This window comes from Nocardia sp. JMUB6875 (assembly GCF_041154655.1).
In the GTDB taxonomy this organism is placed as follows: domain Bacteria; phylum Actinomycetota; class Actinomycetes; order Mycobacteriales; family Mycobacteriaceae; genus Nocardia.
Map to the genome: position 1 here is coordinate 14,726 of NZ_BAAFGR010000071.1, position 22,976 is coordinate 37,701.

Annotated in this window: 20 protein-coding genes; 8 read left to right on the forward strand and 12 right to left on the reverse strand. The window is 68.5% G+C overall.

What is annotated here, in order from left to right; translation table 11 throughout:
* Nucleotides 1-176 precede the first annotated feature (176 nt).
* Nucleotides 177-959: a VOC family protein gene (locus tag ACAM49_RS19650; RefSeq protein ID WP_369636985.1), complete on the forward strand. Its 783-nt coding sequence runs from the start codon at nt 177-179 to the stop codon at nt 957-959.
* A gap of 3 nt (nt 960-962) precedes the next feature.
* Here ACAM49_RS19650 and ACAM49_RS19655 read toward each other — a convergent pair whose 3' ends face one another.
* Entirely contained in the window at nt 963-2,102 is a 1,140-nt protein-coding gene (locus tag ACAM49_RS19655; protein ID WP_369636986.1) for a lipase family protein, read from the reverse strand.
* 136 nt (nt 2,103-2,238) lie between these two features.
* Here ACAM49_RS19655 and ACAM49_RS19660 point away from each other — a divergent pair, with 136 nt between their 5' ends.
* Complete coding sequence (locus ACAM49_RS19660) at nt 2,239-2,868, forward strand: TetR family transcriptional regulator (RefSeq protein ID WP_369636987.1); 630 nt, start codon at nt 2,239-2,241, stop codon at nt 2,866-2,868.
* Here ACAM49_RS19660 and ACAM49_RS19665 read toward each other — a convergent pair.
* A complete protein-coding gene (locus ACAM49_RS19665) occupies nt 2,833-3,993 on the reverse strand; it encodes an erythromycin esterase family protein (protein ID WP_369636988.1) in 1,161 nt (386 codons plus the stop codon). The two genes, ACAM49_RS19660 and ACAM49_RS19665, sit on opposite strands and share 36 nt — an antisense overlap.
* 93 nt (nt 3,994-4,086) lie before the next feature.
* On the opposite strand from ACAM49_RS19665, the gene ACAM49_RS19670 reads away from it, so the two are divergent.
* Nucleotides 4,087-4,800, forward strand: a complete 714-nt coding sequence (locus tag ACAM49_RS19670; protein ID WP_369636989.1) for a TioE family transcriptional regulator — start codon at nt 4,087-4,089, stop codon at nt 4,798-4,800.
* Here ACAM49_RS19670 and car read toward each other — a convergent pair.
* Entirely contained in the window at nt 4,797-8,315 is a 3,519-nt protein-coding gene (gene car / locus ACAM49_RS19675; protein ID WP_369636990.1) for a carboxylic acid reductase, read from the reverse strand. The two genes, ACAM49_RS19670 and car, sit on opposite strands and share 4 nt — an antisense overlap.
* A gap of 191 nt (nt 8,316-8,506) precedes the next feature.
* Complete coding sequence (locus tag ACAM49_RS19680) at nt 8,507-9,205, reverse strand: alpha/beta hydrolase (protein ID WP_369636991.1); 699 nt, start codon at nt 9,203-9,205, stop codon at nt 8,507-8,509.
* 123 nt (nt 9,206-9,328) lie between these two features.
* Here ACAM49_RS19680 and ACAM49_RS19685 point away from each other — a divergent pair, with 123 nt between their 5' ends.
* The 4 genes from ACAM49_RS19685 (at nt 9,329) to ACAM49_RS19700 (ending at nt 13,640) form a co-directional block, all read left to right on the forward strand.
* Entirely contained in the window at nt 9,329-10,348 is a 1,020-nt protein-coding gene (locus tag ACAM49_RS19685; RefSeq protein WP_369636992.1) for an AraC family transcriptional regulator, read from the forward strand.
* Nucleotides 10,349-10,568: 220 nt separating this feature from the next.
* Nucleotides 10,569-11,873, forward strand: coding sequence for an MFS transporter (locus ACAM49_RS19690; RefSeq protein WP_369636993.1), 1,305 nt, complete (start codon nt 10,569-10,571; stop codon nt 11,871-11,873).
* Nucleotides 11,874-11,926: 53 nt separating this feature from the next.
* Complete coding sequence (trpS, locus tag ACAM49_RS19695) at nt 11,927-12,979, forward strand: tryptophan--tRNA ligase (protein ID WP_369636994.1); 1,053 nt, start codon at nt 11,927-11,929, stop codon at nt 12,977-12,979.
* 52 nt (nt 12,980-13,031) lie between these two features.
* Entirely contained in the window at nt 13,032-13,640 is a 609-nt protein-coding gene (locus ACAM49_RS19700) for a class I SAM-dependent methyltransferase (RefSeq protein ID WP_369636995.1), read from the forward strand.
* A gap of 16 nt (nt 13,641-13,656) precedes the next feature.
* On the opposite strand, the gene ACAM49_RS19705 is transcribed toward ACAM49_RS19700, so the two are convergent.
* The 4 genes from ACAM49_RS19705 to ACAM49_RS19720 form a co-directional block, all read right to left on the reverse strand.
* The gene (locus ACAM49_RS19705) at nt 13,657-13,929 is read right to left on the reverse strand and encodes a hypothetical protein (RefSeq protein WP_369636996.1); all 273 of its coding nucleotides are present in this window, start codon (nt 13,927-13,929) and stop codon (nt 13,657-13,659) included.
* Nucleotides 13,930-14,061: 132 nt separating this feature from the next.
* On the reverse strand, nt 14,062-16,440 hold the full coding sequence (locus ACAM49_RS19710) for an ATP-binding cassette domain-containing protein (protein ID WP_369636997.1): 2,379 nt from the start codon (nt 16,438-16,440) through the stop codon (nt 14,062-14,064).
* Between the two features lie 82 nt (nt 16,441-16,522).
* Complete coding sequence (locus tag ACAM49_RS19715) at nt 16,523-16,936, reverse strand: VOC family protein (RefSeq protein ID WP_040805458.1); 414 nt, start codon at nt 16,934-16,936, stop codon at nt 16,523-16,525.
* Nucleotides 16,937-16,941: 5 nt separating this feature from the next.
* Nucleotides 16,942-17,391 carry a helix-turn-helix transcriptional regulator gene (locus ACAM49_RS19720; RefSeq protein ID WP_369636998.1) on the reverse strand — a complete coding sequence of 150 codons (450 nt, stop codon included), beginning with the start codon at nt 17,389-17,391 and terminating at the stop codon, nt 16,942-16,944.
* 204 nt (nt 17,392-17,595) lie between these two features.
* On the opposite strand from ACAM49_RS19720, the gene ACAM49_RS19725 reads away from it, so the two are divergent.
* The gene (locus tag ACAM49_RS19725; protein WP_369636999.1) at nt 17,596-18,621 is read left to right on the forward strand and encodes an alpha/beta hydrolase; all 1,026 of its coding nucleotides are present in this window, start codon (nt 17,596-17,598) and stop codon (nt 18,619-18,621) included.
* A 78-nt stretch (nt 18,622-18,699) separates the two neighbouring features.
* Here the strand turns inward: ACAM49_RS19725 and ACAM49_RS19730 are convergent, their stop codons facing one another.
* The 4 genes from ACAM49_RS19730 to ACAM49_RS19745 form a co-directional block, all read right to left on the reverse strand.
* A complete protein-coding gene (locus ACAM49_RS19730; protein WP_369637000.1) occupies nt 18,700-19,713 on the reverse strand; it encodes an alpha/beta hydrolase in 1,014 nt (337 codons plus the stop codon).
* 190 nt (nt 19,714-19,903) lie between these two features.
* Entirely contained in the window at nt 19,904-20,803 is a 900-nt protein-coding gene (locus ACAM49_RS19735) for a GNAT family N-acetyltransferase (protein WP_369637001.1), read from the reverse strand.
* 59 nt (nt 20,804-20,862) lie between these two features.
* On the reverse strand, nt 20,863-21,972 hold the full coding sequence (locus tag ACAM49_RS19740) for a PrsW family intramembrane metalloprotease (protein WP_369637002.1): 1,110 nt from the start codon (nt 21,970-21,972) through the stop codon (nt 20,863-20,865).
* On the reverse strand, nt 21,969-22,538 hold the full coding sequence (locus tag ACAM49_RS19745) for a hypothetical protein (RefSeq protein ID WP_369637003.1): 570 nt from the start codon (nt 22,536-22,538) through the stop codon (nt 21,969-21,971). Before ACAM49_RS19745 ends, ACAM49_RS19740 begins: the two co-directional genes overlap by 4 nt.
* Nucleotides 22,539-22,976: the final 438 nt, after the last annotated feature.

Consider the following 22,976-nt stretch of genomic DNA (forward strand, 5'->3'; position numbering starts at 1 on the left):
AGGGACGATCCGGGCAAAGACAGCAGTTCGAACGGAGCTTCGGGCACCTTACAGAAAGTTCGATATCAATTTACGACCGTTCGGTATTACAAGTCCGGATTGCCGGGAAGAGTGGTTAGCTGACCATGTGCCTGCCCGTCCGACAGGCCGCACCGACCGTTCTCGGGAGGATCCCTATGCCCACAACCGACAAGCCCTGGCCGCAAGGAACTCCGTGTTGGGTCGACTGCTCGGTCGACGATCCCGCCGCCGCGCGGGACTTCTACTCCCGGCTGCTGGGCTGGGACGTCCTCGACAGCCCGCCGGAGTCCGGCGGCTACATGATCGCCATGCTCGACGGCCACCCGGCCGCGGGCATCGGGCCCAAGATGGGTGACGTGGCCATGCCCTCGGTGTGGACCACCTACTTCGCCGCCGACAATGCCGACGCCGTCGCGGGCGCGGTGCAGGCGGCGGGCGGCGCGGTGTTCATGCCGCCCTTCGACGTCATGGACGTGGGCCGCATGTTCGTGGCCGCGGATCCGGCGGGCGCGGTGTTCGGCGTGTGGGAAGCCAAGGCGCACACCGGAGCAGGCATCTACAACGAGCCGGGCGCGTACTGCTGGAACGACCTGCACACCAACGGCTACGTGCCCTCCCAGGAGTTCTACAAGCAGGTCTTCGGCTGGTCGTACGACGAGATCGGCAACGAGCAGATGATCTACTCCACCTTCAACGACCCGCAGGGCCGGCCCATGGGCGGCATGGCCGACACCACCGGCCAGCCCGGCGGCGACGCCAACTACTGGCTGACCTGGTTCCAGGTCGCGGGCACCGACGCCGCGCTGGAGCAGGCGAAGGAGCTCGGCGCGACCGTCCTCATGGGTCCGGACGACAGCCCCTTCGGCCGCATGGGCATCGTGTCGGGACCGCAGGGCGAGATCTTCGGATTGATCGACACCACGGTCACCATCGGCTGAGTGTCAGCCGAATAGTCGGGCCACGAAGGGCACGCTGTCGGCCAGCGAGGCGAGCATGGCGCCGCTGTGATCCTTCCCGGGGTACACGTGCACCTCGGGATGGGTTCCGGCGGCGGCCATATCGGCCACCAGCTTCGCGGTCAGCGGCGCGGGGACATCGGTGTCATTGGTGCCCTGGCCGATGAACAGCGGCCGGTCGTAGCCGGTCAGCGGCACATCCATGACCGCATGCGCGACGGGCACGAAATCGCCCTCCGACAGCGGCCGGGAGACCAGCTGGTTGAGCGAGATGCCCTGGGCGCGTTCGGCCATCGGGGTGAAGCAGAGGGTCTCACCCGCGGTCACCAGCTGTTTGCCGAGCGGGGTGAGGTAGCTGTCCAGATCGAAGTCCGGGCGCGCCGCCTTCAGGCCGTTGAACACGTAGGTGGCGTAGGCGGTGATGTGCGAGGAGCCGATGGCCGGGGTGTTCGGGCCGATCAGGGTCGCGGCCTCGACGATATTGGAGGCCGGGCCGGTGGCCACCGCGCCGCGGTAATCCAGTTCGGGCGCATAGCGGGTCGCGAGGGAGGCGGTGAAAACCGCTGCGCCGCCGCCCTGCGACTGGCCGATGGCCACCCACTTCCGGGCCAGCGAGTCGTCTTCGGCGCGGGCGGCGCGGACCATATCGATGGCGGCGTGCGCCTCGGCGCGGCCGTCGAGGTAGGCGTGCACGCCCGGGGTGCCCAGACCGATGTAGTCGGTGGCGACGATGGCGTAGCCCTGCTTCAGCCAGGTGGCGAGGAAGCCCATGTCGCGGTCCGAGCGGCCCGCCACCGAGGGCGCGCATTCGTCGCCGATGCCGACGGTGCCGTGCTCCCACGACAGCACCGGCCAGCCGCCGGGCGGCGGGGTCCCGGCCGGGGTGAACACGACGCCGGTGGACAGCGCGGGCTGATCGGCGGAGTCGCGGGTCCAGTAGGTGAGCTTGCGGGCCGAGCCCGCGCCGTCGAGCCAGAGCTGCTGCGGCAGAACCTCATTGCCGATGACGGTGCCCGGGGCCGCGCCCACCGAGCTGGCGGGCGGGTCGGCCACGGCGGTGGCGGCCAGCGGACCGGTGGCCAGCAGTGCCGCCGAGACCATGGTGATCACGGTGCGTCGCGTCATCGGAGCGTCCTCTCGTATCCATGCCAATTCGGTACCCCACTGCCTTGGTGTCACAGTGAGACACTTCGGCCAGACTATCCTGTGAACTGTCACATTGAGACACCAGGGGTGGGCGACACGACGACGAAAGGGCGGAATGACGGCACCGACCGGGTTGCGCGAACGCGAGAAGGCCAGGGTGCGGCGCGAATTGATCGATGCCGCGCTGGTGCTGTTCGAGCGCCGCGGCTTCGAGCAGACCACCGTGCAGGAGATCGCCGACGCCGCCCACGTGTCGCGCCGCACCTTCCACCGGCATTTCCCGTCCAAGACGGCCGTGGTCTTCAGCCATGAGGAGGACGTCATGGCGCATCTGCTGGCCGCCCTGGACCGCCGCCCGCCGGAGGAGGCGGTCTTCGTCGCACTGCGGGCGGCACTGCGTGATTTCCTGCTCGACGACAGCCAGGCCGAGCTGCGCCGCCGCCAGGCGGACACGGCGCGGCGCGCCCGCCTGGTGCTGATCACCAATCCGCAACTGCGCCAGGAGAATTTCACCGGCACCTTCGGCCGCCGTGACGCCCTGGCCCGCAATTTCGCACTGCGGGCCGGACTGCCGGAGGACGACCTGCGGGCGAAACTCGCGGCCACGACCTGCTTTTCGGCATTCGGGGTGGGCCTCGATCATTGGGTGGCGCAACCGGATCCGTCGGTGCGCCACCTCTACGAGATTCTCGACAGTACTGTCGCGGCGCTACAGCACGGGCTCGAAATCCCTGCGGCACGCTGAGCCGTCGCTGACGTGCAGCACCGCGTCCGCGCGGGCGAGCAGGTCGGCGGTCAGCGGGAAGTGGCCGTGCGGCACTGCATCCGAGCGCTGACGTCCGGCGGTGATGGGCGTGGCGGGATTGAAGCCCCAGGTGGCGGTGCGGGCGTCCAGCAGGCCCTCGTAGGTGTCCGGCTCGGGTACGTCGAGCTCGAAAGACGCACTGCGGCCGAGGCTTCCGGCGATGAAGGTGTAGTCGATGACGCCCAGCGCGTCGATGATCGCGCCCGCATTGGACCAGCTGTGGTCCTGACCCGCCACGGGCATGCTGGTCCGGCCGGGTTGCAGGTGCAGGTTGTGGGAGTAGACCAGGGTGGGGCCGCGATCGGCTTCGAGGCGGCGGATGGCGAGCAGATTCTGGGCCATGATGGTGTCGCGGGCGGCGATGAGCGGGGTCAGGCGCTCGTGCTGCGGGAGCGGTTCTGCGCACTGGGCGTGGTAGCGCAGCAGTGCGAGGCCGCCGGTGAGATGTGTTTCGGCGCGGAACCATTCGGCGCGGGAGGTGGCGGCGACCAGTTCGGGGGCGCGGCGGTAGAGGGCGAACAGCATGTCCTCGCCGAGGGCGCGCAGCTGTTTCGCTTCGGGGGTCGCGCCCGGGGACATGGCCGGATCCAGGACCGCCTCCTGGCGGCTCCAGCGGTGATCGTCACCGGCGAGGCTCGCGATGTCGAGGTCGAGGCCCAGGTAGTCGCGGGCGTGTTCGAGGTAGGTGCGCGGGCTGGGGGCGCTGTAGTTCTCGGTCGGGGCGTCGAAGCCGTGGAAGGTGATGCGGTCCGCGGGCAGGCGGGTGTTGTTGTGGTCGCGGATCCATTGCACCAGTTGACGGTTGGGCTCGAGTTCACCCCATTCGTGCGAGAAGCCTTCCCGCATCACGTCTTCCAGCACACCGGGGCCGCCCAGGACGTAGTCGTTCACGGTCATGGCCGCCACGCGGTCGATCTCCAGGGCGATGGAGCGGAAGCCGTGCTCGACCAGTTGGGGCAGGAGTTCGTTGCGGATCCAGCCGAAGGCGGGTTCGCGGTGGGTGGGCTCACCCAGTCCGAGCAGTTCACAAGAGGCGGGTACGAGGTCTCGAATGTCCTGAGTCATGTGTATGAATCGTATCGTTGAAACGACGGTTGATACTTGGTCCGGGATTTGGCCATTACAGCGCTTATCCATGCCCGGTAAAGTCTCAAACCGATGGACAACCTGCGACCCTCCGATCTGGCGCGCGAGCACGGCCTGTCGACCCAGGCCGTGCGGAATTACGAGCAGGACGGGTTCCTGCCGCCCGCTGCGCGCACGGACAGCGGCTACCGGATCTACACCGCGCTGCACGCCGCGGCCCTCGACGCGTATCTCGCGCTGGTCCGCGCCTACGGGCACGCGGTGGGCGGGCGCATCATGACCGCGATCCACGAAGGCGAACTCGACACCGCCCTGGTGATCATCGACCGGGGCCACCAGCAATCGCTGCAGGACCGCGACACCCTCGACAGTGTGCGGCGGGCGGTCCGGCATCTGACCGCCGAGGCCGGGGACGCCGCGGCACCGGCCGCCGGTGCGCAGGACCGGACCATCGGCGAACTGGCCCACCGGCTCGGGGTCACCGCGGCGACCCTGCGCAAGTGGGAGCGGGCCGGAATACTGGTTCCGGCAAGGGAATCCGGCACCGGATACCGCCGCTACACCGCGAACGACGTCCGCGATGCCGAACTCGCGCATCTGCTGCGGCGCGGTGGTTATCCGCTGGAGCGCATCGCCACCGTGGTCGACCAGGTGCGCGCCGCCGGCGGCACCGATTCCCTCGCCCGCGCCCTGGACGAGTGGAGCGCCCGGCTGACCGAGCGCGGCCTGGCCATGCTCGACGCCGCCGGGCGGCTCGGCCACTACCTGCGGATGCGCGAAGGTTAGAGCAGGCCGCGCAGCTTCAAGTCCGCCACGTACTTGTCGATGAGTTCCCTTGTCAGGTGCGGGATGTCGCCGCCGGGCCCCAGTTTGGCCTGCTGGACGGCGGCCTGGAACCGCTTGGCCGGGAGCACCGAGCCCGCGATGGGCAGGCCCGGGCGGCGGTAGGCGTGCAGCAACGGCTGGACCGAGGCGGCGCGCTGGTGTTCGGGCAGGGTGCGCAGGGCGGTCTCGAAGCGGGTGAACCAGTCCCGGTAGTCGTCGATGCGGTCGATGGCGTGGCCGGATTCGATGAGCCAGTCCACGAATTCGTCCAGGGAGATGCCGTCGTCGTGCGGATTGAGCACGTCGTAGGTCTCGAAGCCCTCGGTCACCCGGACACCCAGGGCGGTGATGGCGGCGGCGGTGAAGTCCGCGGGCAGGCCGTCGTAGTGGGCGCGGCGGCGGTTGCCGTGGGAATCCAAGGCGTAGAAGGACTTCGGGGCCAGACCGGTGGCGAGCACGCTGAGCAACAGGCGGGTGAACATGTCGGGCAGGTTGAGCTGACCGGCGAAATCGCTGTGCGCCAGGATCATGTCCGAGCGGAATACCGCGACCGGCAGCCCGCACAGGTCGTGCGCCTCGCGCAGCAGGACCTCACCGGCCCATTTGCTGTTGCCGTAGCCGTTGGCGTATCCGTCGTCGAGCGAGCGCACGGCGCTGATCTCGCGGATATCGCCGTCCTCGGTGAAGACGGCCGGATCGATCTGCGCGGCGACGGCGACCGTGGACAGGTAGGTGACGGGCTTGAGCGTGGAGGTCAGCGCGAGGCGGATCACCTCGGCGGTGCCGACGACATTGGGGCCGAAGAGCTGGCCGTAGGGCAGCACGTGATTGACCAGGGCAGCCGGGTGCACGATGAGGTCGACGGTGTCGGCGAGTTCCTGCCAATCCGGCTGACTCAGAACGAAATTCGGCTCACCGATATCGCCGGGCAGCACGCGCAGGCGACGCTGCGCCAGATCCCGGTATTGTCGCAGCAGCTCCGGATCGCCGCTGTCGAACACCTCGTCCAGGCGGCGGCGCGCGGTCTCGGCGTCCCGGCCGCGAATGACGCAGATCAGGGTGCCGTCGGTAGCATCCAGGCGCTGTAACCATTCCAGGCACAGGAAGCGGCCCAGATAGCCGTTGGCACCGGTCAGCAGGACGGTGCGCGGCGGCTGCGACGCGCGTGGGAGGCTCGGGGCGGCCGCCAGTGTCGCCGCGTCGAGGAACTTGTCGAGCGTGAGGTCGGCGGCGCGAATCTCGGTGCCGCCGTGGACGGTTGCGACCGTCGGCCGGGTACCGCCCGCATCCCGTTCGGCCTCGATGTGCGCGGCCAACCGATCCAGGTTGTTGGCCGGGCTGACGATCACACCGACGGGCACCTCGACATCGAAGATCTCGGCCAGCAGCGTCGAGAACGACAGCGCCGACAGCGAATCCCCGCCCAGGTCGGTGAAATGCGCGTCGGGCTGCGGCTCGCCGCCACCCAGCACCGTGCGGGCGGCCCGGCACACCGTCTCGATGACCGGGCGGTCGGCGGCCTCGCGGCGCAGCACGGCCAGCTCGTCGCGCTGGCGCTGCGCCTGCTCGGTGTAGAGCTGTTCGAGCCGCGCGCCGAAACGCTCTTTGAACTTGGGCCGCAATAGTTTTCCGATGCCCGACAGCAGGCCGTTGTCCTGGGTGAAGGGCTCGTCCTCGAGCAGGAAGGCGCGCGGGATCTCGTAGGATTCGAGCCCGGACTCCTTGGCGATCCGCTGCATCGACTCGGTGATGGCCGCGACCCGCTCGGCGGGCTCGAGCGCGCGGGCGGCGTCGGTGGGCACGATCACCGCCACCAGATGCGAACGCTCACTGGAGCCGTGCACGAAGATCTGGGCGATGAGCGGACTGGTGGCGTAGACGGCCTCCAGCTTGGCCACGGTCACGAATTCGCCCTGCGACAGCTTCAAGACATTGTTGCGGCGGTCCACGTAGACCAGATAGTCGGGCCGGACCTCGGCGACGATATCGCCGGTGCGGTAGTAGCCGTCCTCGTCGAAGATCTCGGCGGTCACCTCGGGACGCTTGAAGTAGCCGGGGATCTGCTGCATCGACTTCACCACCAATTCGCCACGCGGATACGGCTTGTCGGTGGAGAAGTAGCCCAGTTCGGGGACATCGGCGAGCTTGTAGTCGATGACCGGGGGACGGCGGATCTCGTTGTCGATGAGCAGGCCGCCGCCCGCCTCGGTGGAGCCGTAGCCGTCGATGATCGGCTGGCCCAGCACCGAGCGCATGAACTCCTTCATCTCCGCGGAAATGGGCGCGCTGCCGACCATGACGCGGGCCATCCGTCCGCCCAGGAACTCTTCCCGCAGTGCGGTTTTCACGATCCGGTCGGCATCCTCGGCGGATTCGCCCGCGGCGATGCGGCGCTGGGTATCGCTCTGGTAGCGCTGGTAGACCATGTCGCAGACGCGGGGCACGAAGAACACCTCGGTGGGGCGCACCAGGGCGATGTCCTCGAACAGGGTGGACATATCACTGGACGCGGCGAAGTACGCGGTGCCGCCGCGCGCGTAGGTGCCGTTGAGCACCATGCGGCCGGCCACGTGACTCAGCGGCATGTAGCAGAAGTTCACGACCGGGGCCGGGATCACGGTGGGGCCCAGCCACATTCCGGCCGCCAGGCGATGCGGGTACATCGCACCCTTGGGGGTGCCGGTGCTGCCGGAGGTGTAGATCAGCACGGCCAGTTCGTCAGCGTCGGCGGGGACGTGCAGCGGGACCTCCGGGAGCGTCGCGCCCCGGTCGGCCACGGCGGCAAGCGATTCCAGCGCGATGTTGGAACCCTCGAGGCGGTGCTGTGCGGCGGCGTAGGCCTCGGCCTGCCGGTCGTCCTCGGGTTCGAAGTCGAAGACCACGATCGAGGTCACCGGCGTGCCGTCCAGCACGCACTCGATCGCGGGCGCGAGCAACTCCAGGCTGACCGCGAGAGTGCGTGACTCGGTTTCGGTGATGATCGAATGCCATTGCGCGGCAGCGGCGCTGGACTGCAGCGGGACGGTCACCAGGCCCTGCCGGATGGCGGCGAGCTCCAGGGCCGCGAAGTCGCCGCTGGCGAAGCCGAGAATGCAGAGGAAGTCTCCGGCGCGCAACGGGTTCCGTTCGTCGTGCTGCCAGCCGGCGGCGATGTGCCCGGCGCGCGTCCACAGTTCGCGGTAGGTGGTGGTCACATAGGCGGGCAGTAACCGGCGCGTGCGCCGCCCGTCGGCGTCGACCACGATCTCCGCGGCGCGCTCACCGATGGCCGGACGGTCGGCATAACCCTCCATGAGCGCGGCCGCGATTCCCGCGAGCCCGAGACCGGGCCGCCGGGCGGCCTCGGCCACCTCGGGAATCGGCATGGCCGCTCGGATCTGCTCGTCGGCGAGCAGCTCCTCGAAGCGTTTCATGACCTCCGATTGCGCCAGCCGATCGGCAATGCGCTGGAGTTCGGCCCGCACGTCCTCGACCATCAAGAGCCTCCCTGGATCCTCGCCGACCTGCAACGCCGCAACCTGAACGGCTGCCTCGAAACGCGTTCGGGCGACAGGACTCGTCCCCATCGATTAGCTTTGCTAACTATTCCACGATGCGCGGGTCCGGAAGGAAAGTCAAGGATCCCGCGGCGCATCGCCTCCAGGATGCGCCGCGGGTTCGGCGGGGGCTAGTCGATTTCGAGGTCCGCGACAGCGGCATCGATCACATCGGCGATCGCGACCGGCTGCGACGCCAGCGAGGCGTGGCTCGCGGGCAATTCGACCGTGCGGCGCGCGCCGATACGCTCGGCCATGCGGCGTTGGTTGTCGGGGTTGATCATTCGGTCCTCCGTCGAGACCTGGTACCAGGACGGCTTGAAGCGCCACGCCGGTTTCGTGACCGCGTCACCGAAGGTCGAACCGAGCGGGGCCTTCTGGGTGACGGCCATGACCAGGGCCTCGTCGTCGGTCAGGTCCCGGCAGAAGCTGCCGTGGAACTTCGCCTGGTCGATCCACAGGTAACCGTCCGAATCCGGGGCGATGACATCCACGGCCGCGGGCGGCAGCTGCTCGGTGAGCTGGCCCGGGCTCTCCCCCGCGTCCGGCGCGAAGGCGGCGATGTAGACCAGGCCCTCGACATTGGGCAGGTCGCCCGCCTCGGTGATGACCGCGCCGCCGTAGGAGTGCCCGACCAGCAGCACCGGTCCGGCGATCTGCCGCACCATCTTCCGGGTCCGCTCGGCATCCTCGGCCAGCGAGGTGAGCGGATTCTCCACCGCATGCAGCGACTCGTAGCCGCGCCGCCGCAACTCCACGATCAACTTCGCCCAATGCGCCGCACCACCCCAAAACCCGTGCACCAGAACGATCGCGGGCTTGTCCGCCATAGCGTGTCTCCTTCTCGTCGAGCCGATCCTTGTACGCCTCCCGGGTGGCGAGATTTACGCTATTCGGATGATGGAGCAAAGACCATGACGGATTCGCCGCGAAATTTTGCCGATTCACCAGATTTGCCGGACCCGCTCGCGGGTGACACCGAACTGGACGCCCTCTCGGAGATCCTCGAGACCGTCCGCCTACGCGGCCGAGCAGTCACCCGCCACAGCGCCGAACCCGGTGCACCGGTGGAGATTCCGCACGGCAAACGCGTGCTCCACATCGTCGAGGAAGGGACCGTGCGCGTCCGCGTCGCGGGCGACTCCGGAGGTATCATCGCGGCCTTCGAGGACGCCGAAACGACCTCCCGCGACACCGGTGTGGATTCCAGGGGCGCGACGGAGGGCCGCGGCGCAGCACCGTCAGACCTCCATCGTGCGGCCGCGCCGCGAAACTCAGGAAACGCCGCAGCGGGTTTCGAGGACGTCCGCGTGGGTGCCGGGGTCATGGTGGTGCTGGCGCGTGGTGACGCTCATGCGCTGGAGGCCGTGGGCGGACCGGCGCGGTGGGTGAGCGGGTCGTTTCAGGTCGACGAACCGCAGGCCGCCCCTCTGCTTTCCGTGCTCGCCCCGGCGATCGTCATTTCCGGCGAGGGTCCCGGCCGGGAGTGGTTGCCACTGAGCCTGGATCTGCTGCTGGTGGAGGTGATCCGGCCGCGGCCCGGTGCGGCGGCGATGATCTCGCGCATCTTGGATCTGCTGTTCATTCATGCGCTGCGGGCCTGGTCCGCCGATACCGCCGCGCCAGGCTGGCTCACCGCCGCACTGGATCCCGCGCTGGCCCCGGTCCTCACCGCCATCCACCGCTCCCCCGCCGCGCCGTGGTCGGTGTCGGATCTGGCCGCCCTGGCATCGATGTCGCGCACCACTTTCACCGACCGTTTCACCCGCCGCCTGGGCCAGCCGCCCGCCGCCTATCTGGCGGACCGCCGCCTGGCCCGCGCCGCGACGCTGTTGCGCACCACCCCGATTCCCATCGCCGCACTGGCCCATCAGGTCGGCTACGACTCCGAAGCCGCGTTCAGCCGCGCCTTCCGCCGCAGGTACGACGTGCCGCCGCTGCGCTACCGCAAGGGTGACGGCCGCCTGAACTGACCTCGCGACGTCGGCATACGTTGCGACGCCGTGTGTTTCATGGCCGGTGTCCGCAACCGCGCCGAGTGATTTCGCGGGGCTGGTGGTTCGCCCCGGTTGGCCCGGATTCCGCCCGCAGCCCCTGGCGGGTCGGACTCTGCCCGCAGCGAAGTGGCGAGCGGACGGCGGCCGGATGGGTCAGACTCGTAGCGCACACATCCGACGACTTGTCCGAGGAATCATGCAGAACCTGCCCGACGGCGCGGTACGCGCCGAATCCCCTGCGCGCTACCGGATGTCGAATACCGCGGCGTTCTGGCTGCTGGCCGTGGCGTTGGGGTTGTTGTTGTTCGCGTCGGCGGCGCCGTCGCCGATGTATCCGGTGTATCAGCAGATGTGGCATTACTCGTCGCTGGTTTCGACCGGGGTGTACGCGGCCAATGCCATTGCGCTGCTGGTGACCTTGTTGTTCGCGGGGTCGCTGTCCGATCACATCGGGCGGCGGCCGGTGCTGGTGGCGGCGGTGCTGGTGGAGCTGCTCGGCACGCTGGCCTTCGCCGAAGCGCAGTCGGTGGCTTGGCTTTTCACCGCGCGGATCGTGCAGGGCATCGCCACCGGGCTGGCCACCGGGGCCATCACCGCGGCCCTGATCGACCTGCAGCCCGCCGAATCCCGGCTCGGGGCGCTCATGACGAATGTGGCAGCCGGTGGCGGACTCGCGGTGGGGGCCATCAGTTCCGGGCTGCTGGTCGCCTACGCGCCGGCGCCGACGCGGCTGGTGTACTGGCTGCTGGCGGCGGCGTTCACCATCATCGTCCTCGGCGTGCTGCTGATTCCGGAGACCGTGCGCCCAGACGGGCGGGGCATGGCCTCGCTGCGGCCCAAAGTCTCGGTGCCGCAACCGGTTCGGGCGGCCTTCTTCACCCTGGTGCCGTCGATCGCGGCGACCTGGGCGCTGGGCGGGCTCTACCTGGCGCTCGGCGGTGCGCTGATGAAGGTGCAATTCCACGTCTCGACGCCGCTGGCCGGAGGCCTGGTGGTGGTCGCATTGCAGGGCACCTCGGCGGTGACCGCGCTGCTGGCCCGGGACTGGACCATCGATCAGGCGCTGGTGCGCGGCCCGGCGCTGCTCATCACCGGCGTGTCGGTGGCGCTGCTCGGGGCGGCGACACACAGCGTGTGGCTGTTCTTCGCGGCCAGCATCGTGGCCGGGGTCGGGTTCGGGCCGTCGTTCTCGGGCGCGCTGCGCATGCTGACCGGGCTGTCGCCCGCCGAGAACCGCGCCGAAGTGGTGACCGCCATCTACGTGGTGTCCTACCTGTCCCTCAGCGTCCCCGCGGTGATCGCGGGCCTGTGCGTACTGCGCTTCGGCCTCGCCGCCACCACCTACGGCTACGGCTTCATCGTGATCGCGCTCGAGGCCGCCGCCATGCTCGGCTCGCTGCGCCACCGCAGCCCGCACACCGCACTGGCCGGGCATCTGTGCCCCGCCCCGTGCCCGGGCTCGGTCGCGCCCATGCCGCGCGTCGTCTCGGCGCATCCGTGAGCATGTGACATATGCCCATGCCGGGGGGCGGACCCGTTTTGTTAAGTTGAACGGTGTCTTCCCCCTCGGATTCCTTTGCCGCCACCCGCGAGCGCAGTGACGAACTCGCCGCCGAGGTGACCGCCCACCCCGACCGCTTCCGTGTGCTCACCGGCGAACGGCCCACGGGCAGACTGCATCTGGGCCATTACTTCGGCACCATCCGGGAGCGGGTCCGGCTGCAGGGGCTCGGCGTCGACCTGTTCGTGATCCTGGCCGACTATCAGGTCATCACCGACCGCGACACCCTCGGCCAGGTCCGCGACAACGTCTACAGCGCGGTCCTCGACTACGCCGCCGCCGGCATCGACATGAGCAAGGCGACCGTCTTCACCCACTCCGCGGTGCCCGCCCTCAACCAGCTCATGCTGCCGTTCCTGAGCCTGGTCACCGAGGCCGAGCTGCACCGCAATCCGACGGTCAAGGCCGAGCTGGCCGCCTCGGAGCGGGCGCTGAGCGGGCTGATGCTCACCTATCCGGTGCATCAGGCCGCCGACATCCTGTTCTGCAAGGGCAACCTGGTCCCGGTCGGCAAGGATCAGCTGCCGCACCTCGAGGTCACCCGGGTCATCGCCCGCCGGTTCAACGAGCGCTGGGGCAAGGTCTTCCCCGAACCGCAGGCGCTGCTCACCTCCACCCCCGAGATTCCGGGCCTGGACGGCCGCAAGATGTCCAAGAGCTACGGCAACGCCATCTCGCTGTCCATGACCGCCGACGAGACCGCGGCCCTGATCAAGCGCACCCCCACCGACTCCGACCGCCGCATCACCTTCGATCCCGATGCGCGCCCGGGTGTTTCGGCCCTGCTCACCACCGCCGCCCTGTGCCTGGGCAGCGATGAGCACACCCTCGCCGACAAGCTCGGCGACGGCGGCGGCGCGGCCCTGAAGAAGCTCGCCACCGACGCGGTCAACGACTTCTTCGCCGGGCACCGCGCCCGCCGCGCCGAACTCGCCGCCGACCCCGACTACGCGAGCAGCCTGATCCGCGAAGGCAATCGACGCGCCAACGAGATCGCCGAACGCACCCTCGCCGAGGTCCGCGCGGCAATGGGGACCGTGTACTGACCCGTTGCCCGACCGACCCAGGCCGCTCCACTCACCCAGGAGGAAACAAGCCATGACCGGACGCACCCCCAGCCAGTGGGAGGAACTCGCCGCAGCGAATCCCGAGCATTCCACGTGGTATGTCGAGCGTTTCCGGGCAATGGCGGCGCAGGGCAAGGACATCGCCGGGGAAGCGCGACTGGTCGACGCGATGCTCGAACGCGGCAGCCGCGTCCTGGACGCGGGCTGCGGTCCGGGACGGGTCGGTGGCTATCTGCACGGCGTCGGCCACACGGTGGTCGGCGTCGATGTCGACCCGGTCCTGATCGCCGCCGCCGAGCAGGACTACCCCGGCCCCACCTGGCTGGTCGGCGACCTCGCCGAACTGGACCTCCCGAGCCGCGGCATCCCCGCCGACTTCGACGTCATCGTCTGCGCGGGAAACGTGATGACCTTCCTGGCCCCTTCGACCCGCCAAGCGGTCCTCACCGCCTTCGCCCGCCACCTTTCCCCCACCGGCCGCCTGATCACAGGCTTCGGCGCCGACCGCGGCTACGACTTCACCGAATTCCTCGCCGACGCCGAAACCTCCGGCCTCACAGCCGATTTGCAGCTCTCGACCTGGGATCTGCGCCCGTTCACCCCCGACTCCGACTTCCTGGTGGCGGTCTTCTCGCGCTGATCGACAGTTCCGGCGGCTAGGGCGCGGCGGAGCAGAAGGGCTGGCAGGTCGAGGCCGGAGTCGGCGCGATCGGTTGCTGCTCATGGAATTTCGCGTGTGTGATCAGCACCGCCAGTCCGACGGCGATCACCAGGATCAGGGCGGCGCTGATCCAGGCCACCGCCCAGTTCTGGCGGCGCACGGTGACCAGGATCGTACCGTCGTCGCCCATGACGACGGTGCCCAGCGGCGGGCCGGATAGCTGTCCGAGAAACGCACCACCACAACCGGATCCGAAGAGGGCAGGCACGGGCAGATCCCTTCTCTGAGCTCGCTGTCACGGACACAGCGAGCCAGGGTACGCCCCGCACCAATTAATAGCTATAGGCTATTTGAGCAGATTATTGGTGGTTTTTACCGGTTTGTCCGATGTATTCCGTTCTCACGAACCGACATACGCGGCAAGATGTTCACCGGTCAGGGTCGAGCGCGCGGCCACCAGATCGGCGGGAGTGCCCTCGAAGACGATGCGGCCACCATCGTGACCGGCGCCCGGGCCGAGGTCGATGATCCAGTCGGCATGCGCCATCACGGCCTGGTGATGCTCGATGACGATGACCGATTTGCCGGAATCAACCAGGCGGTCCAGCAATGCGAGCAGATTCTCGACATCGGCGAGATGCAAACCCGTGGTGGGCTCGTCCAGGACGTACACGCCGCCCTTCTCCCCCATGTGCGTGGCCAGCTTCAGCCGCTGGCGCTCACCGCCGGACAGCGTGGTCAGCGGCTGCCCCAGGCTCAGGTAGCCCAGCCCCACCTCGGACAAATGCTGCACGATCTTGTGCGCGGCAGGGATTTTCGACTCGCCCGTCTCGAAGTACCCCAGCGCCTCGCTGACCGGCATGGCCAGCACCTCGCTGATATCGCGCCCGCCGAGCTTGTATTCCAGCACCGCCGCCTGGAACCGCTTGCCCTCGCACTCCTCGCACACGGTCGCGACCCCGGCCATCATGGCCAGATCGGTGTAGATCACGCCCGCGCCGTTACAGGTCGGGCACGCACCCTCCGAATTCGCGCTGAACAGTGCGGGTTTCACGCCATTGGCCTTGGCGAAGGCCTTGCGAATGGGATCGAGCAGGCCCGTGTAGGTGGCCGGATTGCTGCGCCGCGAACCGCGGATCGCGCCCTGATCGACGGAGATCACGCCCTCCGAAGCCGGAATCGACCCGTGCACAAGGGAACTCTTGCCCGATCCGGCGACACCGGTGATGACCGTCAGCACCCCGAGCGGGATGTCGACGTCCACCTTCTGCAGATTGTTGGCGTCCGCGCCGCGAATCTCCAACGCGCCCTTGGGCTTGCGCACCGCATCCTTGAGCTTGGCCCGATCGTCGAAGTGGCGTCCGGTGATGGTCCCGCTGCTGCGCAGCCCGTCCACCGTGCCCTCGAAGCACACCGTGCCACCGCCCGCGCCCGCCCCGGGCCCGATGTCGACGATATGGTCGGCAATGGCGATGGTCTCCGGCTTGTGCTCGACCACCAGCACCGTATTGCCCTTGTCCCGCAACTGCAGCAGCAGATCGTTCATGCGCTGGATGTCGTGCGGGTGCAGGCCCACGGTCGGCTCGTCGAAGACGTAGGTGACATCGGTGAGCGCGGACCCCAGATGCCGGATCATCTTGACGCGCTGGGCTTCTCCGCCCGACAGCGTGCCCGACGCGCGATCCAGGCTCAGGTACCCCAGCCCGATCTCCACGAACGAATCCAGCACGGCCTGCAGCGATTCCAGCAGCGGCGCGACCGACGGCTCCTTCAGTCCCCGCACCCACTCGGCCAGATCGCTGATCTGCATGGCGCAGGCGTCGGCGATATTGATCTTCTTGATCTTCGAGGACCGGGTCAGCTCACTGAGCCGGGTGCCGTGGCATTCCGGGCACACCTGGAAGGTGACCGCCCGCTCCACGAACGCGCGCACATGCGGCTGCAGCGAGTCGACGTCCTTGGACAGCATGGACTTCCGGATCTTGGGGATCAGCCCCTCGTAGGTCAGGTTGATGCCCTCGACCTTGATCTTGGTCGGTTCCTTGTAGAGCAGATCCGCCAGCTCGCGCTTGTTGTACTTCTTGATCGGCTTGTCCGGATCGAAGAAGCCGGAGCCGATGAAGATCCGCCCGTACCAGCCGTCCATGCTGTAGCCGGGAATGGTGAACGGACCCTCGTTGAGCGACTTGCTGTCGTCGTAGAGCTGGGTCAGGTCGATATCGTTGACCGCACCGCGCCCCTCGCAGCGCAGGCACATGCCGCCGGTGACGCTGAAGCTGCGCCGCTCCTTGACCTGCTGCCCGCCCTTCTCCACGGTGACCGCGCCCGCACCGCTGATCGAGGCGACATTGAACGAAAAGGCCTGCGGCGAACCGATATGCGGCTTGCCCAGCCGGCTGAACAGGATGCGCAGCATGGCATTGGCGTCGGTGGCGGTGCCCACCGTGGAGCGCGGATCCCCGCCCATGCGCTGCTGATCCACGCTGATCGCGGTGGTCAGACCCTCGAGCACATCCACCTCGGGCCGCGCCAGGGTCGGCATGAAGCCCTGCACGAACGCGCTGTAGGTCTCGTTGATCAGCCGCTGCGATTCCGCGGCGATGGTGTCGAACACCAGCGAGCTCTTGCCCGACCCGGAGACGCCCGTGAACACCGTGAGCCGCCGCTTGGGCAGCTCGACCGAGACGTCCTTGAGGTTGTTCACCCGCGCGCCGACCACGCGGATCAGATCGTGGGAGTCGGCGGGCGGGACGGTCGGTGCGGACTTGGGCTTGGCCATGCGGGTCTCCAGGTGTGCGGGCGGTCCGGTCGGGCGGCTCGGTCGAAGGGGATCAGGCTGGGTCGGGTCGGGTCGCTACGGTTCAGGCGACCTGCTGGATACGGAGCAGGTTGCCCGCGGGGTCACGGACGGCGAAGTCGCGCACGCCGTAGGGCTGGTCGGTGGGTTCCTGCACGATCTCGACGATGTCGAAGGCCTGCAGCTGCTCGAAGGTGGCGTCGACGTCCTTGCTGGCCAGCAGCATCGCGCCGTAGGTGCCCTTGGCCATCATCTCGAGGATGAGCTTGCGTTCCTCCTCGGTGATGCCCGGGTCCGCGGCGGGCGGGGTCAGCACGATGGACGTCCCCGGCTGATCGGCCGGGCCGAGGGTCAGCCAGCGCAACCCGTTGTAGCCGACGTCCTTGCGCAGTTCGAATCCGAGCGCATCACGGTAGAAGGCCAGGGCGGCATCGGCATCCGTGTGCGGCAGGAAGCTGGCGTTGATGGTGATGTCCATGCTGATCAGGCTAGTTGCGAGGCGCTTGCCGGGGCTTCTCGATTCCTGATCGGTCTGGTCACCTGTTTCTCGATGAACGACGGCATGCCCTCGGACACGTCGGCCACCTCCTGCCGATAAGCGCTCGGCGACATGCCGACCAGTTCGGTGAATCGGGTGCTGAAGGTGCCCAGCGACGAACAGCCCACCGCGAAACACACCTCGGTGACGCTCAGCTCCCCGATGCGGAACAGCGCCATGGCCCGCTCGATGCGCCGGGTCATCAGGTACGCGTACACCGATTCCCCGTAGGCCGCCTTGAACTGCCTGCTCAAATGCCCGGCCGACATGTGCGCGTCGCGCGCGAGCCGTTCCACGTCCAGCGGCTGCGCGTACTCCCGGTCGATGCGGTCGCGCACGCGCCGCAGCCGCGCCAGATCGCTCAGGCGCTGCTCCTCGGCGGATTTGTTGGACACCCCTCGATGGTCGCACGCTGGGCCGACACGGTCGCGACGGCGTGCCCGGCATATTCGGGCTACCGTTCAAACCCTCAGTCGGGTAACAGTTTTGTTCTGACACCTGACATACGGGGTCGGGGAGGCCGGTTCGTCCGGTACCCGACCACCAACCACTAGACATTTGTGGCCGCGCGTGGCCCGAGGACTGGAACCACTGTTTCGATGAAGCTCTCCGCACTACGTAATCGGACCGCCCTGCGGACCGCCGCCCTCGCCCTCTCCGCCGCGCTGTCCGTCGCGGTCGCCGCGGGCACCGGCGCGGCCGACCCGGACGCCGCCAAGCCCTCGGCCGTCAGCTCCATCCAGAAGGACGGGCGCACCTGGCATCTGAAGGTGTACTCCGCGGCCATGGGCCAGGACATCTCGGTGGACGTGCAGCGTCCCGTCGACGAGTCCCAGCCCGCCCCGAACATCTGGATGCTCAACGGCCTCGACGGCGGCATCGGCACCGCGAGCTGGAGCGCCCAGACCAACGCGCTCGGCTTCCTGGCCGACAAGCAGGTCAATGTCATTCAGCCGATCGGCGGCCGCGGCAGCTACTACACCGACTGGATCAAGGACGACCCGCAGCTCGGGCGCAACAAGTGGACGACCTTCTTCACCGAGGAACTGCCGCCGCTGCTCGACGCCGCGCTGGGTTCGACCGGGCTGAACGCGCTGACCGGCCTGTCCACCTCCGGCACCTCGGTGCTGCAGCTGGCCGAGGCCAAGCCCGGCCTGTTCAAGTCGGTCGCGGCCTACAGCGGCTGCGCGCAGATCGCCGACCCGATGGGCAAGCAGTTCCTGAAGTTCGCGGTGGAGACCTGGGCGGGTGGCAACACCCAGAACATGTACGGCCCCGATGACAGCCCGCTGTGGGCCGCCAACGATCCGGTCATCAATGCCGAGAAGCTGCGTGGCACCAACCTCTACATCTCCAGCGGCAGTGGCATCCCGCTGCTGAAGGATGTCGAGTACTACACCAAGTCCGCGCCCGGCCCGCAGGGTGACATCAACCTCGCCCTGGGCATGCTCATCGAGGGCGGCGTCGACGCCTGCACCCACAACCTCAAGAACAAGCTGGATTCGATCAATATCCCGGCCACCTACCAGTTCGATCCGGTGGGCACCCACTACTGGCCGTACTGGGAGAACGCCCTGCACAACTCGTGGCCGATGCTGGCCGCGGGCATGGGTCTCCCGGCCTGATCAGATTCACAAACAAGCGCCGCAATGCCTTCCCGGCATTGCGGCGCTGTTGTTTTCAGTTGTCTGACCGTCAGATCATCAGGGCTGCAGGCCCATGCCCTGTGCGAGCAGCGGCCAGGAATCGTGCAGCGCCTGCTCCCAGTACGGCCAGTAATGCGTGCCGACCGGCGTGAACTGGTACGTCGCCGGGATGTTCAGCGAGTCCAGCTTGGTCTTCAGATTGTGCGAGCACGCGTTGGTGGCCCCCTCGATGATCATGCCGAGGGCGAGGGTCTCCGGTCCGCCGTTGTTCAGGTACCAGTTGACGTCCTCCATCACCGGGATGCCGCTGCCGCTCGAGATGTAGAGGTTCGTGCCGCGCAGCTTCTCCGCGTTGACGACCGGATCATTGGCCGCCCAGCGCGGGTCGTTGTCCGGGCCGTACATGTTCTCGGTATTGCCGCCGCCGCGGTTGACCGACAGCTTCACGAAGGTCTGCCCCGCCGGATCGGCGATCTGCGCGCACCCGCTGTAGGCGGCCACCGACTTCCACAGGCCCGGCTTCGCCTCGGCCAGCTGCAGCACCGAGGTGCCGGAGGTGGACAGGCCCGCGAGCGAGTTCAGACCGGTCGAGCCCAGCGTCGCGTCGAGCACCGGGGGCAGTTCCTCGGTGAAGAAGGTCTTCCACTTGTTGCGCCCGAGCTTCGGGTCGTCCTTGATCCAGTCGGCGTAGTAGGTGGCGAAGCCGCCGATCGGCTGGATGACATTGACCTGCTTGTCCGACAGCCAGTCCAGGACGTTGGTCCGGGCCTTCCAGCTCGCGGTGCCGTAGCCGCCGTCGAGGCCGTTGAGCAGCCACAGGCTCGGGGCCGGCTTGGACTCGTCGACCGGGCGCTGCACATCGACGGTGATGTCGCCGCCCATGGCCGCCGAGTACACCTTCAGATGCCAGGTCCGGCCGTCCTTCTCGATCGAGGTGACCGACGGGGACTTCTCGGGCTCGGCGGCGGCGGTACCGGCGAATGTCGCCACCGAGACCAGCGCGGTGAGCGCGGTCGCGGCGGCGCGCAGCGCGAATCCATTGCGGCGGCCGTGCAGTACAGAGAGCTTCATATGAAAGTTGATCCAGTTCCACTGGCAAACTGCCAGCCAAAAAATAGTCGGGACGTTCTCTACGCAGTGAGCACGTCGTAACGGGCGTACGGTCTGTTACCAGACATTCTCGCTGCGAGACTAGCAAGGAATCCGCTGATCCCTTGCCGCACAGCGGAGTTGGATGCGACACGCCCGCGATTTCGAATTTTCAGCGGGTCGCGGTATCCGGGATGCTGGCCGGAGTGCGCGCGATGCGGCCGCCGAGGCGTTCGTTCACCGCAAATCCGTGGTGACGGCACCAACGGGCCAGGATCGGGACCGCGGAATCATCGTCGCGGAAGGTCGGGACCAGCTGGCCGACGATGTAGAGGTGATGGGCGTCGGCGGCGCGGCACAGATGCTGCAGGACCGCGGTGCCCAGGCCGGTGCCGCGCAGTTCGGGATTCACCGTGATGTTGTCGAGCTTGACGGTGTCGGCGTAGATGTCGAAAACCACCTCGACCAGCGCATCGGAGCGCCGCAGGGATTCGATGTCGAAGGGCACCGGGCGCAGCACGCCGGGCAGATGATCGGAGAGCTGCTTGCGCGCGGCCTCGTCGGGGGCGCCGCGGGTGAGCTCGAGCAGTTCCTCGGTGAGGTCGGCGACCACGGCGCGATCGCCCACCGCGGCCAGCGGGCGGGCCGCCTCGACAGTTCGGGACAGCGCCCGCACGCGGCGGGTCCAGGACGGGGCGTCGGCCGAGTAGCGCAGGGTCAGGTCCGAGAGCGTGTCCTCGAGGCACAGCGCGGTGCCGAGGCTGCGGACGAATCCGCCGGAGAGTGCGCCCCAGCGGTGGTCGTCGGCGCCGACGCCGTGCACGGCCAGGTCCCGCACGAGCGCGTCGCGGCGGGCGGTCGCGCGGGCGAGCGGTGAGCCGGGCAGGTGCCGGGCCCAGCGTTGCCAGCCGGTCAGATTGGTGCGGATGCGCGCGCCGGCGATATCGGCGCTCGCGTCGAGATAGTTGCACAGGGCTTGCTGACGACGCTGCAACAGCTCACCGGCACGCTCGGCCACCGCGGGACCTTGCATGGAATCAGCCTCGGCGGACGGCGTCTGACCCTCGCTCATGAGGACCTACGCTAGCGTCCAGTTCACTCGGCACTGGTCATCGGCACGCAAGAATCGCCTTACCAGCCGTAGTGGGCACCCACACCGTGGGGAGCACCGCCCGGCCCGGGACCGAATCCATCCGGAGCCAGTGTTTGCTGGATCGGAACCAGATCCAGATCGGTGACCCGATCCAGCAGTCCGCGTTCATAGAGCGCGGCCTGTTTGCGCGTCCAGCCGGTCGAATGGCGCAGCGCGGCACGGGCTTTGCGGCGGCGGTGATAGGTGAGCAGCGGCGCCAGCCCGGCCTCGGTGCCGATGGTGCGGGCGGCCGGGCGGGCGATGAGCTCGCGGAACCAGGCCCGCTCGGTGCGCAGCACCCAGGCGTAGGCGATGGCGAAGATGAGCAGGTCGATGAGGATCGGCAGGTAGGTCGACAGGATCGCCGGGCCGGGCGGGCGCGGGGCGTCGAAGAGGAAGTGCATGGTGAACGCCAGCGCGTAGAACAGCCCGAACACGCCCAGCCGCCAGGCCCAGGGCCGGTCGGTGCGGATGAGCAGCAGCACGATGCCGACACCGGCCAGCCCCGACATGGCCCAGTGCGAGGTGAGCGCGGTTACCAGGCGCAGCACCGCCACCAGGATCACGTCGACCACCGGATCCTGCGGCGAGGACAGCGCCGTCTGGGTGGAGTAGAGGCAGTCCTCGGCGATCTGCGCGCCCAGCCCGACCGACGCGCCGAGCAGCAGGCCGTGCATCGGGCGGCTCAGCCGGGAGCGGAACATGACCGCCACCACGGCTATGCCGATGGCCTTGATGTACTCCTCGTCGATGGGCGCGCTGATGGCCGCGCTCCAGCTCACCGCGAAGCGGTCTCCGAACGCATTGGTGATGACGCGGCCGACGTGGTCATTGGCCCACATTGCCAGGCCGGTCCACACGGTGGCTCCCCAGATCATGCCCATGACCATGGGGGCGACCAGGTGGCGGCGGGCCCGGAAGGGGTCCAGCGCGAACAGGATTCGCCCGATCAGCAGCAGGGTCGCCGCGGTGATGGGCAGGGCGGCCAGTGCGGGCATCCCCGCGAACCACACCTGCCCGGCGGCCTGCAGCAGGAACAGCAGCGGCCCGGCCATGACGGCGAGGCAGTAGACCCAGAACAACAGCGATCGCGGCTGGAACCAGCTCATGCCTCGACCGCCTTGCTCGAGGTGAGCACGTCCGCGATCATCTTGTACCCGGCCTCCCGGGTGGGCCCGGTGACCGTGACGGTGACCGCCACATCGCCGCTGTTGGCGACCGCGCACACCCCGCCCGCGGTGTCGGGCAGTACGCAGGTGAGGCCGTGGAAGTCGCCCGCGTCCACCACGCCGCCGTCGAATCGCACGGTCACCCCGGCGGCGCGCAGCGGGAGCAGCAATCGCGGTGCGGCCGTGGGGAAGTCGGTGATGCCGTCCACCACCGACACCGACAGCCGCTGCTCGCCGATATCGGATTTCAGCACCGCGATGGAGTCGTCGCCGGTCGCGATGCGCCGCATCTGCTCGGGCACCCGGAACACCACCGCGTTGGCCGGATCGGTGCCGCCGTGTACCGCCCCGATTCCGCTAGCGGTCAGCGTGATGCTCTCCCCCGCCGACATCTCGGTCTCCCGCGTCGGCACCAGCGCCGACAGCACCGGCGGCACCACCAGCGCGACCGCCAGCGCCCCCACCGCCCCGATCGCGGGCCCTACCGAATACACAAGGCGCACCATGCTTTTCCACCCTCTCGGCTCCCTGACGCAACGTCCGGGGACACGGGGGCGTTCCGGACGTCCGGATCAGGGTCCGCAACCACCCACCCAACGCTTGCCGCGAGTTAACCACACGACCGGTCGGGTTTCGGTCCGCAGCGCCGGGGCGGGACCGGGGCGTAACCGTCGAGTGGCACACCAGCGCGGCCGATTCGGGCAAACCCCCTCACTGGTGTGCCACTCAACGAAAGGCCCGACAAATCGGACGCGGAGTGACGGCGGACCCGCGTCATTACGCCGGGATGCCGCGCGGCCGAGCCTCGGGGGGGCTGGGGATCGACGCGAGGGCCTCGACCCGGCCCCGGCCTTCCTCTTCTTCTTCTAGGCGTCTTTGTCTTTTCGCCCGCCGGTCAGGAGGTGCGGGCGATGACGGCGTCGGCGATGGACCGCAGGCCGGGG